The 14,088-nt window shown below is 41.2% G+C and carries 16 protein-coding genes; 7 read left to right on the plus strand and 9 right to left on the minus strand.

From position 1 onward, the window contains the following. Positions 1-124 precede the first annotated feature (124 nt). The 4 genes from V7K56_RS12970 (at position 125) to V7K56_RS12985 (ending at position 3,943) form a co-directional block, all read left to right on the plus strand. Positions 125-559 (plus strand): hypothetical protein, encoded by a 435-nt coding sequence (locus V7K56_RS12970; protein ID WP_334911010.1) that lies wholly within the window; start codon positions 125-127, stop codon positions 557-559. Between the two features lie 102 nt (positions 560-661). Continuing rightward, complete coding sequence (locus V7K56_RS12975; protein ID WP_334911012.1) at positions 662-1,858, plus strand: EAL domain-containing response regulator; 1,197 nt, start codon at positions 662-664, stop codon at positions 1,856-1,858. A 177-nt stretch (positions 1,859-2,035) separates the two neighbouring features. Beyond that, on the plus strand, positions 2,036-3,379 hold the full coding sequence (locus tag V7K56_RS12980; protein WP_334911014.1) for a PQQ-dependent sugar dehydrogenase: 1,344 nt from the start codon (positions 2,036-2,038) through the stop codon (positions 3,377-3,379). A gap of 177 nt (positions 3,380-3,556) precedes the next feature. Continuing rightward, the gene (locus tag V7K56_RS12985) at positions 3,557-3,943 is read left to right on the plus strand and encodes a phosphomannose isomerase type II C-terminal cupin domain (RefSeq protein ID WP_334911016.1); all 387 of its coding nucleotides are present in this window, start codon (positions 3,557-3,559) and stop codon (positions 3,941-3,943) included. A gap of 142 nt (positions 3,944-4,085) precedes the next feature. On the opposite strand, the gene V7K56_RS12990 is transcribed toward V7K56_RS12985, so the two are convergent. The 7 genes from V7K56_RS12990 to dndE form a co-directional block, all read right to left on the minus strand. Then, positions 4,086-4,844: a HEAT repeat domain-containing protein gene (locus tag V7K56_RS12990; protein ID WP_334911018.1), complete on the minus strand. Its 759-nt coding sequence runs from the start codon at positions 4,842-4,844 to the stop codon at positions 4,086-4,088. Between the two features lie 307 nt (positions 4,845-5,151). After that, complete coding sequence (locus tag V7K56_RS12995; RefSeq protein WP_334911020.1) at positions 5,152-5,730, minus strand: GNAT family N-acetyltransferase; 579 nt, start codon at positions 5,728-5,730, stop codon at positions 5,152-5,154. A 22-nt stretch (positions 5,731-5,752) separates the two neighbouring features. Beyond that, a complete protein-coding gene (locus V7K56_RS13000; protein ID WP_334911021.1) occupies positions 5,753-5,941 on the minus strand; it encodes a hypothetical protein in 189 nt (62 codons plus the stop codon). Positions 5,942-6,146: 205 nt separating this feature from the next. Beyond that, positions 6,147-6,569 carry an ABC transporter permease gene (locus V7K56_RS13005; protein WP_322685134.1) on the minus strand — a complete coding sequence of 141 codons (423 nt, stop codon included), beginning with the start codon at positions 6,567-6,569 and terminating at the stop codon, positions 6,147-6,149. After that, positions 6,554-7,855: an AmpG family muropeptide MFS transporter gene (locus tag V7K56_RS13010; RefSeq protein WP_334911025.1), complete on the minus strand. Its 1,302-nt coding sequence runs from the start codon at positions 7,853-7,855 to the stop codon at positions 6,554-6,556. Before V7K56_RS13010 ends, V7K56_RS13005 begins: the two co-directional genes overlap by 16 nt. 143 nt (positions 7,856-7,998) lie before the next feature. Then, positions 7,999-9,456: a DNA phosphorothioation-associated putative methyltransferase gene (locus V7K56_RS13015; protein WP_334911027.1), complete on the minus strand. Its 1,458-nt coding sequence runs from the start codon at positions 9,454-9,456 to the stop codon at positions 7,999-8,001. Between the two features lie 51 nt (positions 9,457-9,507). Then, on the minus strand, positions 9,508-9,894 hold the full coding sequence (dndE, locus tag V7K56_RS13020; RefSeq protein WP_334911029.1) for a DNA sulfur modification protein DndE: 387 nt from the start codon (positions 9,892-9,894) through the stop codon (positions 9,508-9,510). Positions 9,895-10,069: 175 nt separating this feature from the next. Between dndE and V7K56_RS13025 the strand changes: the two genes are divergently transcribed. From V7K56_RS13025 to rdgB, 3 genes are all read left to right on the plus strand, one after another. After that, on the plus strand, positions 10,070-10,297 hold the full coding sequence (locus tag V7K56_RS13025) for a hypothetical protein (RefSeq protein WP_334911031.1): 228 nt from the start codon (positions 10,070-10,072) through the stop codon (positions 10,295-10,297). Between the two features lie 161 nt (positions 10,298-10,458). After that, on the plus strand, positions 10,459-11,895 hold the full coding sequence (locus V7K56_RS13030) for a phosphoglucomutase/phosphomannomutase family protein (RefSeq protein ID WP_334911033.1): 1,437 nt from the start codon (positions 10,459-10,461) through the stop codon (positions 11,893-11,895). A 72-nt stretch (positions 11,896-11,967) separates the two neighbouring features. Then, on the plus strand, positions 11,968-12,546 hold the full coding sequence (gene rdgB, locus V7K56_RS13035; protein ID WP_334911035.1) for an RdgB/HAM1 family non-canonical purine NTP pyrophosphatase: 579 nt from the start codon (positions 11,968-11,970) through the stop codon (positions 12,544-12,546). Between the two features lie 120 nt (positions 12,547-12,666). Here rdgB and V7K56_RS13040 read toward each other — a convergent pair whose 3' ends face one another. Both V7K56_RS13040 and V7K56_RS13045 read right to left on the minus strand, forming a co-directional pair. Then, positions 12,667-13,005: a P-II family nitrogen regulator gene (locus tag V7K56_RS13040; protein WP_012410794.1), complete on the minus strand. Its 339-nt coding sequence runs from the start codon at positions 13,003-13,005 to the stop codon at positions 12,667-12,669. 360 nt (positions 13,006-13,365) lie between these two features. Beyond that, complete coding sequence (locus tag V7K56_RS13045) at positions 13,366-13,971, minus strand: hypothetical protein (RefSeq protein ID WP_334911037.1); 606 nt, start codon at positions 13,969-13,971, stop codon at positions 13,366-13,368. Positions 13,972-14,088: the final 117 nt, after the last annotated feature.

Here is a 14,088-nt window from a genome sequence, read left to right on the forward strand (position 1 = left end):
TATAGTACGTAAAGCTACGACAGGTAAATACACTCACTTCATTGAAGTTTATGAAGAAGATTTGGACTTCTACCGTAAGTCTAATAAGATCATGCAGACCAATACGCCCAAATATCACACAATCATGACTGAAATATTGAATGATGTGTTGATTATTGGTCAATTAGAAGTGGAAAAATTAGAGTATAAACCAACATCCTTCAATTTGGTTGAACATAACCGACAATCGCCAGAACAAATACAGGTGAATCTGGGCTATCGACGCTTGATTTTTTTCATCAGTCAATATAAATTTGTAACCTGCTGCATTGATGAAAAATTTATGACATACATTTTGACTAACTTGTTTTCAAATTCAATTAAATTTTTCTCAGATGATAGCATTTTAAAGCTTAATTTACTTAATCAAAATAGACAACCCCTATTTAAAATTCCAGATTGGCAAATTTTTATTTTACAAAAATCTATTTTAGATCTTCTTAAATTATTTGATTGCACTATAAATGGTGTTAGGATACTAAAGAATAAATTAAGATGGCAGTTTTTAAAAAGTGTGTAGATATCTACAAAATTAAAATACTTATTACAAACATCGTTATTCATATAATAGATGTTGTTGGACTTGACCGTTAAAGAATACAATATAAAAATGAGGTAATTTATGCCAAGGATATTAATAATAGAAGATGAAGAATCAGTTAGGGAAAATCTTTTAGATTTGCTAGAAGCTGAGGGTTTTCAAACTATTGCTGCGGCTAATGGCAAAATTGGGATAAATTTGGCTATCTCCGAAGTTCCTGATTTAATTCTTTGTGATATGATGATGCCAGAAATTGATGGTTATGGCGTGCTAACAGCATTACGTCAAAATTCATCAACGGCAACAATTCCCTTCATCTTTCTCACTGCCAAATCTGCCAAATCTGACTTCCGTCAAGGTATGGATATGGGTGCAGATGACTATATAACTAAGCCATTCACTCGATCTGAGTTATTAAGTGCCATCATGAACAGGTTGGAAAAATACGCGACTTTAAAAAGGTATTTATCTCCTCAGACTGGAATTAATAACTTGTCTCCAAAAATGCAGTTGTTAGAAATTAGCTTACACCGAGCTATACAACAACATAATTTTCAAGAATTTGAAATTTATTATCAACCAATAGTCGATATCGCATCTGGAAAAATAGTAGGTGCTGAAAGTTTATTGCGCTGGCAAAGTCCAGAATTAGGAATGATTTATCCAACAGCGTTTATTCCGTTGGCAGAGTCTACAGGTTTAATTGTTCCAATTGGTAAATGGGTATTAAAAAGGGTATGTGAACAAATTAAAAGCTGGCGCGATGCCGGAATTCGTTCCTTGATTGTTGCTGTAAATCTGTCAGTAATTGAATTTAATCAACCAGATTTTATTCAGAACGTAGTCAATTATATATCTATCAATAATTTGGAACCAGATGATTTAAAAATAGAACTCACTGAAAGTATGATTATGCAAGATGTAAATAGTGCGATCGCTACTATGAGCAAATTGCAATCTTTGGGTATAAAAATTGCGATCGATGATTTTGGTACGGGTTATTCTTCTTTGATTTATCTGAAAAACTTACCAATTAATACATTAAAAATAGATCGTTATTTTATTCATAATGTTGCTAACGATTCGCAAAAGTCAGCTATCGCTAAGGCATTAATTCAGATGGCTCATAATCTTAATCTAAATGTAGTGGCTGAAGGTGTAGAGACAGAAGCAGAACTAGGTTTTTTACGCCAAAATAACTGTAATTATATGCAAGGTTTTCTATATAGTCGTCCCTTATCAGCTGTAGAATTTGAAAGAAAGTTTTTTGTTCAATAACAAATGCTTGTATGTGTAAATATTGGGCATTGGGCATTGGGAATAGAATTTAGTCACTAGTGCTTTATTTTTAAATTGTTAATAAGTTGACTAATTAAGAAAAATCAAACTTTTGACTGGCGACAATTATTAAGCCTCAAGTTTAAAGTAGGAACATTGTGTATAGTGTGTACAACCATGAAACTCTCTGCGCGTTTCTTGCTGCCACTTTTTTTAATGACTCTGGCAGCAGCCTGCAACCAGACTCGCGCTAACTCAGATAATCCTACACCTCAAAAATCTGTACCTTCTGCCCAACTGACACAGAATCCTACAGAGCCAAAAAATATTGTCCGTACTGAAGCAATTTCACCTACACCCATCCGAATCAATCTGAAGAATTTACCAGCACCTTTCGCAACAGAAAGCGCCTCCAAGCAGCCCAAAGTTGTGCCTATTCCCCAAAATCCGGTGCTGCGTGTACCACAAGGCTTCACAGTGAACGTCTTTGCTGAAGGTTTAGATGCCCCACGTTGGCTAGCTTTAACCCCCGGTGGTGATGTCTTAGTGACTGAAACCGGGCAAAATCGCATTCGTCTGTTGCGTGACAGCAATGCTGATGGTGTAGCCGACGTTCGAGAAACCTTTGCTAGTAAGGACAATGGACTCAATAGACCCTTTGGGATGGCTTTTGCAGGTAATTCTTTTTTTCTAGGGAATACAGATGCTGTGGTGCGTTTTCCCTATACTCAAGGTCAAAATAAGATTACAGGTAAGGGAGAAAAAATCGCCGACTTGCCTTCTCAAGGTTATAACAATCATTGGACGCGCAATGTCGTTGTCTCACCTGATCGCAATAAATTATATATTTCAGTTGGATCGGGAACCAATGTAGATGAAGAACCTCTACCACGGGCTTCGATACAAGTGATGAATTTAGATGGTTCCCAACAACAAACTTTTGCTTCCGGCTTGCGTAATCCTGTTGGTTTAGACTTTCATCCTGTCACTAAAGAACTTTACGCCACTGTCAACGAACGGGATGGAATTGGTGATGATTTGGTGCCAGACTATCTGACACGCGTTAAACAGGGGGCATTTTATGGCTGGCCTTATGCTTATCTAACACCAAACAACCTCGATCCGCGCCAAAAGACAGATGACAAAAGTAAACGTCCCGATTTAGCAGCCCGGACTCAAACGCCTGATGTGCTGTTCCAGGCGCACTCAGCAGCATTGGGCTTGCAGTTTTATGATGGTAAAACATTTCCAAAAAAATACCAGAATGGTGCTTTTGCTGCTTTTCGTGGTTCTTGGAATCGCGATCGCGGCACTGGTTATAAAATTGTATTTGTTCCCTTCGATGCTAAAGGGCGATCGCTCGGCTACTACGAAGACTTTCTCACAGGATTTTTGCTAAATCCTTCTGTACCAACCACTTGGGGACGACCTGTAGGTTTACTTGTGTTGCCAGATGGCAGTTTACTACTAACAGAAGAAGCCAATAATCGGATTTATCGGATTCAATATACGGGAGGATGAACAATTCAAAATTCAAAATTCAGAAATTCAAGGATAGAATTTGTTACTTGGGGTCAAGTTAGAACAGTTGTATTAATAGAGATGCTGTTACCATTTCTTTTCCCAGGTTTATTGTGTTTACGCTAGATTACTTAATTACTTAAAAATAGTGATAATCATCTGGTTGAAAAATTAGTTATGGCTCAGAATGAAAATAACACTCAGTCAAATATCAACGAATTGTCTGCACATTCAGGTACACGATATTGGGGTGAGGTGGAGGTAATCGAAGAGGGAGAAACCTATAGAATTAGTCGTGTTGAAATCAAGCCCAGACACGGCATTAAACCACAAATTCATTATCATCGCAATGAACATTGGGTTGTAGTTTCTGGTGTGGCAAAGGTGACTTGTGGCGATGCGGAAATATTACTCAATCGAAACGAATCAACTTATGTCCCCTCAGCAACCTTACATAAAGTAGAAAATCCTGGACATATACCGCTAGTTATTCTGGAAATTCAAAATGGTGAATATTTGGGTGAGGATGATACTGAGCGCCCTTATGACTTAAATTTGGTCTAATAATCTGTAGTTGAAGGACAGTAAGGGCTGAGTTAGGAGTTAGAAGTTGGGATTCAAGTGATTAATACCCCATGCCCAATGCCCAATGCCCAATGCCCAATGCCCAATGCCCAATGCCCAATGCCCAATGCCCAATGTTTAATCAAAACCATCCTTCTTGTTCTAGGGTTTCAATTAGTTGCAAGCCACGAGGATCGCCCACTCCTAATAGTGAGGCTTTGGCGTCTTCCCGGACTCCCAAATCTTGGTCTTCGGCAAAGGCTTGAATTAGGGCATCGATTGCTGTAGCATAAACTACATTTGAAGGGAGTTCGCGACACAGTTGACCAATTGCCCAAGCACTGTTACTTCGTACAGCTGCTACGGGATCTTGGACTAAGGCTTCGATTAATGGTGGTATTGCCCCTATAACTGCTTCATAACCTACCTCTGCCATCTGTGCTAAGGCGCTAGCAGCCCACAAACGCACTGCGGAAATGTCGGTTCTTAAAGCGTCTGCCAAAGGTGCTAAAGAACGGCGATCGCGACAGTTTCCTAAAGCCCAAACAACACCTTTACGGACATAGCCATTCCAATCGCTGTTTAGTTGAGCAATTAACGGACTCACTGCCTCTGAACTGGGATTACGTCCGATGCCATAAGCTGCACTTACCCGCACTAGGGGACAGGTATCAGTTAACAGGCGAATCAGATGGGGGGTAGCACGTGCATCTTCAATATCACAAAAAGCACGTGCCGCTAACATTCTTTGCTGGGGCTGGGGATTTTCCAGCAAGGCTAGCATCACTTCTGGATCGGGCTTTGCCACAACTGATTCGGCAGTTAGCGGCTCTATTTTATCTAAGGGGCTTTCTAGCTCCTCCTCAATATCGAGTAGGCTTAGATCGTCTTCGTCATACATAATTTGATTTCAATCCCGAAAAGGGATTAACACATAATCCCCCGCACTAATAATACCAATTCAAAATTCAAAATGACGCTCGCGGACTCGCTAACGCTGCGCTAACAAAATTCAAAATTAAGAATCCAGACAGGACAAGGTTTTGGAGATATGTATCTGTCGCATTCTGTTTTAAAATTGGTATAAGTTAAAGCTTTATATATATTAGTTGGGTTCTTATACATTTTCCTTTCTTCCTCGTTGAGTTTTATCCAAACGAGAATTTCCATAACTTAGACGCTACAGTATACTATCGCTATGCTTAAGTTTATTTTTCTGCACTCAGGAATTTTACCATCCAGATGGATTGGGTTTGATAACCTAACTGATTGTAAAGATTCAATGCGGGTTTGTTGGATTGAAACACTTGCAGTCCAATCTGGCGATCGCCTCTTTGAATAGCCCAATTTTCCACATATCGCATCAAGGCCGTACCAATACCCCGTCGCCGATGTTCTGGTACAACGTAGAGGATAAAGATGTGAGCATGACGGTACCCATGTACTTGATCTATAGCATTGCCTACCCAGAGACAAGCGATGGGGGGCAGAGGGATTGAATCTTCAATTTTGAATTTTGTTAGCGCAGCGTTAGCGAGTCCGCGAGCGTCATTTTGAATTTTGAATTTTGAATTGATTTCTCCTTTACTCCCCTGCTCCCCCTCCTCTTCTACCCACCACAGAGGCGTATTGCTAGAAAAGTATTGCTTAACTGTTTGCTCTAAATGGGAAAAATCTTCATTGGGAAATAAATCCTGATAAGTTCGCTGCATGAATTTAAGCAGCAGCGATCGCTCCAAAAGGGAACCACAGCGAATAATATATCCAGGTAGTAGTTGTTCAGACACTTAAATACGTTTATTAACTTAGCTAGCTTGCGTTATGTGCTGCTGGAGGTAAATCAGTTGTAGTAGGTTGAGAAGTTACCTCTACCTCTTGAGTTGGTGCGGGTGCTGCCATATCGGACGGTAAAAATATCCGAGCGCTGACTGCAACTAGGGCAAAAACAAACACTAGTACTACAAGCAGTGGAGCGATGTATTGACGAAAAATAGCCATATTTTAATTGCAAGAAGCTAGGAACTTTTATGAGAACCTAGCTGAAGATTTGTGAAGTATTCTTGATTTATTTTAGCAATTTTCTATGCATGGAAATTGGAAATGGGGCATTGGGCATGGAGATTGAATCTTCAATTTTGAATTTTGTTAGCGCAGCGTTAGCGAGTCTGCGAGCGTCATTTTGAATTTTGAATTGATTTCTCCCCTACTCCCGCTGGCGATCGCTCTCCAAGTCATCAAGTACTCTTTCGCAATACCAATTCTCCGGCATCCCAGGATAAGTCTCTTTTGCTTGTGCAATTAACCGTTCGGCAGCGGCAGTGTCGCCAGATAATTTAGCAATTAGTCTGTTTTTGAGATAGCTATCAGATAAACCCTCCTCAACCTGGGTTGGTATCCCTTGATTAATGGTTGATGGAGTTGATGGGCGGGACTGCTCTCTTCGCAATTGCCAAAATAAAACGTAATAAAGCGTACCAAAAATTAAAATTAGGCTGAGTGTTCCGAAAAAAGTTAGGAGATTAAATGCTAGAAATCCCAGAACTAACTGCGAGAGAACATACCCAAGTAATAAACCAGTGAGTAAGAGGATGAATGTGCCGACAGCAATAACTACTTGATTCCCCATATATCCTCGTCTTCATTCTCTAATCCTGGTCTGGATAATACTACCACTGGCTTTGGATTCCAAGGTGCAAAGAATGGCAATAATAATAATCCTGGTAAAGCAGCTATTGCTGTCAGTAGAAAGAATGTAGACCAGCCGGTGGTTTGTGCCCATGTACCTGCTGGAGCCGTGAGAATATCTCTACTAAAAGCCTGCAAACTGGAAAGTAAGGCGTACTGTGTAGCTGAAAAGCTTTGGTTACAAAGACTCATCAAAAATGCTACAAAAGCTGCTGTTTCTAAACCAGCACAGAATTGTTCTATATTAACGGCAGCTAACATTAGATAAAAGTTTTTACCTACTACTGCTAACGCAAAGAAAGCTAAGTTGCCGACAGCTTGCATGATGGCGAATATCCAAAGCGATCGATTAACACCAATTTTGGTCATTACTGCTCCTGCTGCCAAAGTGCCAACAATAGTGGCGAAAATTCCTAGTGCACCAGGAAATGCGATGTCGGTTTGAGTGAAATGTAAGCCTTTATCTAACAAAAATGGAGTCGATACATTCTTCAGTAAAGAATCCCCCAACTTGTAGATTACAATGAATATCAGGATTAAAAGTCCTTGTAGCCGGCCACGACGCTGAAAAAATTCAATAAAGGGTAATTTGACTGCGGCAGATAAAGTCTGAGGCGGGCGATCGCGTAGGACTGGTTCTGGTGCAAAAATAGAAGTTACCAGTCCTATGAGCATCAACAGCGACATCAACAAGTAAACAGCTTGCCAAGGGATTCTATCTGCTAAAAATAGGGTAACGTAACCAGTTACGAGAATGGCAACGCGATAACCCAATAAATAAATAGATGCTCCAGCACCTCTTTCTTCTACTTCCACTACATCAGTGCGGTAAGCATCAACTAAAATGTCTTGGCTGGCGCTCAAAAAGGCAACGGTAATAGCAGCAATTATTAAAGGTTGTAACCCTTGGGATGGGTGTTGTAGAGCCATTGCAGCTATACTTAACAGTAATGCTACTTGTGTAATTACCAGCCAACCTCGACGCCGCCCCAAAAAAGGTGGTACAAATCTATCTAATAAAGGCGACCAGAGAAATTTTAAAGAATAGGGCAGCTTGACTAAACTAAAAGCGGCGATCGCTGCCAAACTGATTCCTTCTTTGGTCAACCAGGCTTGTAATGTTTGACTGGTTAAATATAACGGCAACCCTGATGAAAAGCCAAGAAATAACAAAGCTCCCATCTTCGGGCTGCTAAAAATTCGTAGCAACGATTTATTTACTTGCACAATCTTGAAGATTCCTTTTTGTTTAATTGAATTGCAGTTATCTTGCCATAACTACTGTTTAATTTCGTATAAGCACACAAACTAGCTAAGATTTACTTTATTTAAGATACATATCAGCAATACTCTAACAGTGTGATTATTCCTTAATTTTCCTTAATTGAATAAACCTGATGTGCCCTGATTTCTACCCCGTGGGCAGCGAGGCATTTTTCCCAACCTTCACGCGTGCCGATGTCGCTTTTGTCCTTGAGCAGCCCTAATTCCTGTTCTTGTTGGGTGAGTTTAGCAAATTCTTCGTAGCGTGGGTAGTTGCTGGTAACAAATGTTTCCTTACGGTGTAAAATCGGCGGATTTGCCCTAGTTTCATAATCTCGATGAGTTATGAAGAGAGTTTTTAAATCAATACTGATACTGGCTTTTAGTGCCGGATGCGGATCGGTGTCGAATTCTGGGTAAGACAGATAAGATATTTGCGGCTTATCAGTGTGATATTTAATTAATGTGGCTTCATCGACACGCCCAATGGTACGGCTAGCGCAACCTTCACAAATTCGGAGTATCGGGTCAAGTGCAGCAAGTGCGGAAACATGGACGTAAAGCGCACCGCGCGTATGTTTACCAATTTTGCTTTTTTCACACGCAGTTTGAATTACCCCAGGTTTACCTAAGCTGAAAAGCTTTTGGTCAGCTACTTGACAAGCTTCTTCATAGCTACTAAAAAAAGCTTTGATATCGTGCCGCATTTCTGGGGCTAGTTTCTGCCATGCAGGGCGTTGATCAAAGTGAGTGAGGGCGAGATAAACTTGGATATCTAGAGAACGACGGTAAGCGATCGCATCCCATTCAGCCTCATCAGTAGCTTGCAAAACTACCCCAAAGGCGCGGCGGAAGTTACCAAATTCGCTCAGTAATTCTTGTTCATTTTCTAATTCGCCTTTGGCGGGTAGTCTACCGCGCTTGGTAAAAAAAGCCATTAATGGTTGCAGTTGTTCTTGATAGTCTTCAAACCGTTTAACAGGGATGCGGACTCGCGGTGTAGAAGTGGTAGAAAAAAAGCGGATAGCTTTGTAACTTTCTTTTTCAGTTTCATCTCGAAAAACAAAGTAGACGCCTAACGCGATTGGTACTGCATCAACATTTAGCACCTCATCAATATAAGTTTTGAGTTCTTCTTGTTCATAATATTTCTGAAAAGTATTGCGGCGCGTCACAATGCCATCATTGTAAGCAAGTTGAGTTTTGCTGGGAGCGTTAATCAGAATTTGAGCCGCGACAATTAAAACTTTCCCGGTGAGTTCCCAAGCTTGGCGAAGGCTTTGACGGCGTTCTTCTGAGTCTTCAATGACGTTGAGGACGTAGCCCAAGTTGACCACATCGGCTCTGGTGCGTGGGACATCGGGATGGTAGTAAGGGTCCCAGCCTGCACTGGTGTAGCCTAAGTTTTTTACTCGCTGGACATCACCACCATAGCCGCAACCGTAATCAAAAAAAGTGGTATCTTGATTCAAGATTGCCCATTCTATTGCCAATCGCACGGGGCGAGATAAATCAGTGCGAGCGATCGCAGCTCTATGACGCTCTATTTCTAGCGCTTCAGGCATAATATTATTTGTCAGTTAACAGTAAACAGTTAACAGTCAACTAATATCCTTTCAATTTTTAACCGCCAGTTCAATTAAATCTTCAATTTTCTTGATATTTGGATCGCCTGCTAAGTAACCAATACCGCGATGCAAATGCAGGCGGAATTGGGTGGCGAGGGTTTCTTTGTCGGTGGGATAACCGTCATTGTGACAGCGTTGCTTAAGGGCAAGGAGGAGAATATCAGACATTTCGCCGCCAAAGACGCGCCAAGTCATTTCGACGTTGCTATCCTGGGGAATTGGGACAGGGGAGGGTGTGGTTGCTTCTGCGAGAGAACGACAAAATGCCCAACGGCATAGGATATTCCATTGGTCAATTTTTGTGCTGCGTCTGAGTTTGAGCAGTTGTTCTTTGGCTGTTTGAGATAGGCGAATACGTTCAATTGGTGATTCCATAACTAAAAGTAAAAGGGAAAGAGTAAAAGGAATCCCATACATTATCCTTTCACATGATTAACAATATTTAACAGACAATTGATTAATTTAAGCTACTTAATTCTTTCTTCTTTTATTACTTAAAGGGAGAAATAATCATATTTAAATAATTAGCGATGTCTGGCAGCTTGCTGCCGTGAGTCTACGCACACTAATATCAACATTTAAGGTGGCATATATATTAACCCAAGTTGCTAGTTATGCGATCGCTGAATCAAAAAATGCCAAAAAAGCAATAAAATCCCCTCCCGAAGAAAAAAAGGAGGGGTTTATGCTAAACGAAATAATTGCTATCTATGCTATCACTGATGACCTGTTAAAGGCGATTGGGCATGAAGATGACATAGATACAAACTGTCGTTAAAATTTAGTAATTTTTAATTATCACCATAAAACTGCCGGAAGAACCAGAATTTGTTAATGACTCAATACTTACTGAAGAGATACGGGTAAAAGCACAGACCGCTATTCTTTTATACACTGTATAAATGCTAGAATCCTCAAGTAGACAGTTAGGATACTTAGATGCCAGTTGTAGCTAACTCAATCAAGTTTGGTACAGACGGCTGGCGGGGCGTTATTGGTGACGAGTTCACTTTTGAACGCCTAGCCCTGGTCGCGCCAGTTGCCGCAAAAGTATTATATGATACATACTTCTCTACGGTGGGTAGCCGGACAATAATTGTCGGTTACGATCGCCGATTCATGGCCGAAGACTTTGCTCGTGCTGTTGCCGATACTGTCACCGCTGTCGGTTTTGATGTGCTACTGAGCGAAAGCTATGCCCCAACCCCAGCTTATAGTTGGGCAGCAAAAAAACTCAATGCTTTAGGAGCGCTGGTAATTACAGCCAGTCATAACCCTGGGTCATATTTGGGATTAAAAGTCAAGGGTTATTTTGGTGGGTCAGTACCACCAGAAGTCACAAAAGAGATAGAAGCGCAGTTGTCGGTTGGAGTGCCTCTAGCAGCTACCCCAGGCAAGCAAGAGAAGTTCGATCCTTGGCCCAGTTATACCCAAGCACTAGAAGCTAAAGTTGATATTGCCAAAATTCGAGAAGCGATCGCCTCTGGTAAATTGACATTATTTGCCGATGTCATGCATGGCGCAGCTGCTAGTGGATTGGCGAGACTACTAGGCAATCAGGTCAAAGAAATTAACAGCAATCGAGATCCCCTATTTGGTGGCGGTGCGCCGGAACCCTTGCCTAAATATCTTTCAAAGCTTTTTGAAGTCATCAAGACTCACCGAGAAACCGATAAATCAGGTTTAACAGTGGGGTTGGTATTTGATGGAGACTGCGATCGTATTGCAGCAGTGGATGGAGAAGCCAACTTCCTAAGTTCCCAAGTATTAATCCCGATATTAATCGACCATTTAACCCTGCGGCGCGACTTTAAAGGTGAAATAGTTAAAACTGTTAGTGGTTCCGATTTGATGCCCCTTGTAGCAGCACTACATAACCTGTCAGTATTTGAGACAGCAGTTGGTTATAAATACATCGCTGACAGAATGTTAGCAGCACAAGTGTTGCTGGGTGGTGAAGAGTCGGGAGGAATTGGCTATGGCAGCCATATTCCCGAACGCGATGCACTGCTGTCAGCATTGTACGTACTAGAGGCGATTGTAGAATCTGGTTTGGATTTAGGTGAGTATTATCGCCACTTGCAGGAACAGACAGGGTTTAGTTCAGCATATGATCGCATTGATTTACCCTTAGCAAGTATGGAAGTGCGATCGCGTCTTTTGCAACAACTGCAAACCCAACCTTTAACGGAAGTTGCAGGTAAAACAGTGATTGATTGCCAAACAATAGACGGCTACAAATATCGCCTAGCTGATAAAAGCTGGTTAATGATTCGCTTTAGCGGGACTGAACCAGTTTTACGCCTGTACTGCGAAGCCCCGACAATTGAACAAGTGCATCAAACTCTTGCTTGGGCGAAACAGTGGGCAGAGTAAAATTAATTATTAGTCATTAGTCATTTGTCCTTGGTAAATGACCAATGACCGATAACCAATGACTAATGACCAATGACCAAATTACTCGTAGTAGCCACAGGAAATCCTGGTAAGTTACAGGAAATGCAAGCTTACCTAGAAAATTCTGGTTGGGAGTTAACCCTCAAACCTGAAGAATTGGAAATTGAAGAGACGGGCGAAACCTTTGCCGCCAACGCTTGTCTAAAAGCGTCACAAATTGCTAAAACTACAGGAAACTGGGCAATTGCTGATGATTCGGGCTTGCAAGTAGATGCCTTAAATGGTGCACCAGGGGTGTATTCTGCACGTTACGCCAAAACCGACTCAGAACGCATTGCTAGGGTACTCAAAGAATTAGGTAACGAGGTAAATCGGCAAGCTCAATTTGTTTGTGCAGTAGCGATCGCTCGTCCCGATGGTGCGATCGTATTAGAATCTGAAGGTGTTTGTCGCGGCGAAATTCTCCATACACCTCGTGGTGATAGTGGTTTCGGCTACGACCCAATTTTTTATGTGCAAGAGTTGCAATTGACCTTTGCTGAAATGACACGGGAACTAAAGAGGTCAATTAGCCATCGAGGCAAGGCTTTTACAGCTTTACTTCCGCAACTAGAGAGAGTTAAGAATTAGGAGTTAGGAGCAGAGCCAAAGACGCTTTGCCTGTGATTAGGAGTTATGAATTCTGCTAAATCTTCATTCATTAGTCCTGACTCACAACTCATAACTTTTAACTCTTAACTCATAACTTTTTTAAACTGCTTCTGTGTTCTTTTCGCCGGTGCGAATCCGAATCACTTGCTCAACAGGCGAGATGAAAATTTTACCATCGCCAATTTCACCAGTGCGGGCAGCAGCAATAATTTTGTCTACCACCATATCAACCTGATTGTCGTCAACGACGATTTCCACTTTGAGTTTTTGCAGAAACTCAACGGTGTACTCAGAACCGCGATACCTCTCAGTTTGACCTTTCTGCCGTCCGAACCCCCGGACTTCAGAAACAGTCATGCCAACAATACCGGCGTTAACTAAGGCAATTTTCACCTCATCTAGCTTAAATGGGCGGATAATAGCTTCTACTTTTTTCATCTTCTTGACTCCTGACTTCTACTAGCTTCGTTTATATATCTAACCAGATCCGCTGTCTGAAGCTGTAACTAGCAGTGCTTTTCCTAAAAAATATGTAATAATTACAACTTTTTTAAAGTATAAGTGCTTTACTTGAGGGTTTGTGACACGAAAAGCGGCAAGGATTTATTAATTGGATAATCTTTAAGGTTCTAACATAAAGAAGTTGTTGTCAATTTAGCATTTTATGTAGCTTTTATTACCTAAAAATAGATCGTTTCTGCCATTTAGCAGATTTATTCGGATATTAAGAAAGTGATTGCAGACAAATTGCACGGTAACCCGAAAGTCTGCTACTGCTGCTGACAGTGGGAATGTCAACTAACGTTTCTGATGTTCAAATAAGGGACGCACAACGAAATACCCAGCACTAAAGGCAGTCAGCATGATTAACAAGATAGTAATAATTAACCACCAGCCATTGAGTTCCTTGACATCTGGCTCAGTAGTGGAATAATAACTTACTTGTTGCTCTTCTATAAAAACTGGTTCTGGTATCGGGAAATTCACTTCCATTACAGGTGTAGAAAAGTCTTGGCGGCTTTTTTCACGTGGTGTTTTGGGCACAACTGATGGACGCGAACGATAAACCTGCTGAGGTGGATGTGCTTGTGTTACTGGCTGTTTGGCAGCACTTTTAACGTCACCAGAAGCTTGGTTGACTTGGTGATAACTAGGTGTAGTGTGGGAATCCACAAAATTTTGCAAACGAGAAAAAGACTCAACGACTTTGGTAATTTCTTGGCGTAATAGTTGATTTTCTTGTGCTAGTTGCTGATTTTGAATAGTGAGTGCATTTAGCCTCGCCTGTACTGCTTGCAACTCTGTTGATAATTCCCTGTATACAGATAGCGGTACAGAAGGAGGGTAGGCTTGAGTAGTCGGTGTTGGCGAATTCCTGTGAACAGAACCTATGGTTGTTCGCATTGGGGGTTTGGTATTAAAAATCAAAGTAATTAGATTGTACAGAGATGCTAACAGAGATAGTCACCCCTGAAACTATGCCCAAGAATAATAGAAAAATATCGAAAGGGCAAAGATTTT

This window comes from Nostoc sp., assembly GCF_036917535.1.
GTDB lineage: Bacteria > Cyanobacteriota > Cyanobacteriia > Cyanobacteriales > Nostocaceae > Nostoc.

What these genes read in the sequence shown, in the direction of transcription:
- V7K56_RS12990 (WP_334911018.1), bottom strand. Translation starts at nt 4,844, where the DNA reads ATGTATGACGAAGACGATCTAAGCCTACTCGATATTGAGGAGGAGCTA.
- dndE (WP_334911029.1), bottom strand. Translation starts at nt 9,894, where the DNA reads ATGGAATCACCAATTGAACGTATTCGCCTATCTCAAACAGCCAAAGAA.
- V7K56_RS12970 (WP_334911010.1), top strand. Translation starts at nt 125, where the DNA reads ATGACTGAAATATTGAATGATGTGTTGATTATTGGTCAATTAGAAGTG.
- V7K56_RS13040 (WP_012410794.1), bottom strand. Translation starts at nt 13,005, where the DNA reads ATGAAAAAAGTAGAAGCTATTATCCGCCCATTTAAGCTAGATGAGGTG.
- V7K56_RS12985 (WP_334911016.1), top strand. Translation starts at nt 3,557, where the DNA reads ATGGCTCAGAATGAAAATAACACTCAGTCAAATATCAACGAATTGTCT.
- V7K56_RS13030 (WP_334911033.1), top strand. Translation starts at nt 10,459, where the DNA reads ATGCCAGTTGTAGCTAACTCAATCAAGTTTGGTACAGACGGCTGGCGG.
- V7K56_RS13000 (WP_334911021.1), bottom strand. Translation starts at nt 5,941, where the DNA reads ATGGCTATTTTTCGTCAATACATCGCTCCACTGCTTGTAGTACTAGTG.
- V7K56_RS13045 (WP_334911037.1), bottom strand. Translation starts at nt 13,971, where the DNA reads ATGCGAACAACCATAGGTTCTGTTCACAGGAATTCGCCAACACCGACT.
- V7K56_RS12975 (WP_334911012.1), top strand. Translation starts at nt 662, where the DNA reads ATGCCAAGGATATTAATAATAGAAGATGAAGAATCAGTTAGGGAAAAT.
- V7K56_RS13015 (WP_334911027.1), bottom strand. Translation starts at nt 9,456, where the DNA reads ATGCCTGAAGCGCTAGAAATAGAGCGTCATAGAGCTGCGATCGCTCGC.
- V7K56_RS13005 (WP_322685134.1), bottom strand. Translation starts at nt 6,569, where the DNA reads ATGGGGAATCAAGTAGTTATTGCTGTCGGCACATTCATCCTCTTACTC.
- rdgB (WP_334911035.1), top strand. Translation starts at nt 11,968, where the DNA reads ATGACCAAATTACTCGTAGTAGCCACAGGAAATCCTGGTAAGTTACAG.
- V7K56_RS12980 (WP_334911014.1), top strand. Translation starts at nt 2,036, where the DNA reads ATGAAACTCTCTGCGCGTTTCTTGCTGCCACTTTTTTTAATGACTCTG.